Genomic DNA, 857 nt, shown 5'->3' on the forward strand with positions numbered 1-857 from the left:
TCAACCACTGAACCATCAGCGGTCAGGCTCAGGCCGGTGTTGTCGATCGAGTCGGTGATCGTCGTAACGGCCGGAGTTGTGCTCGGGGTCAGCTGCTCGAAATTGCCACCGGTGGTGCTTTCGATGGTAGTGCTGACGGTGCTGCCGTTTTTGTARACGTCGTTCGCCGGRGTRTCGACCACCACCGAACCGGAAGTCTTGCCGGCCTCGATGTTGATGACTGCGCCATTGCTGAGCGTGACAGTCATCGGCGTGCCGGCCGGATTGCTCAGCGTCGCGGTGTAGGTGATCTGGCCACCTTCGGTAATGCTGTTGTTGGCGGTGAGTGTCAGGCCGGTGTTATCGATCGAATCGGTGATGGTGGTGACCGCCGGCGTGCTGCTCGGGGTCARCTGYTCGAARTTGCCACCGSTGGTGCTYTCGATGGTGGTGCTGACCGTGCTGCCGTTTTTGTAAACGTCATTCGCTGGAGTGTCGACCACTACGGAACCAGTGGTTTTACCGGCGTCGATGTTGATCACGGCGCCATTCGACAGGGTGACGCTCATCGCGGTGCCGGCCGGGTTGGTCAGGGTCGCGGTGTAGGTGATCTGCCCGCCTTCAACCACCGAACCATCAGCCGTCAGGCTCAGACCGGTGTTGTCGATCGAGTCGGTGATCGTGGTCACCGCCGGGGTGCTGCTCGGAGTCAACTGTTCGAAGTTGCCACCGCTGGTGCTTTCGATGGTGGTACTGACCGTGCTGCCGTTCTTGTAGACGTCGTTCGCCGGGGTGTCGACCACCACGGAGCCGGTGGTTTTACCGGCCTCGATGTTGATCACCGCGCCGTTGCTCAGCGTCACGCTCATCGCGGTGCC

1 protein-coding gene is annotated in these 857 nt (G+C 61.0%); it reads right to left on the reverse strand.

The genetic code is table 11. From position 1 onward, the window contains the following. Positions 1-857, reverse strand: an 857-nt coding sequence (locus tag AC1DIG_RS29265) for an immunoglobulin-like domain-containing protein (RefSeq protein WP_477770105.1), incomplete at both ends; no start/stop codon positions are given.

This window comes from Pseudomonas sp. 05N431, from assembly GCF_056397005.1.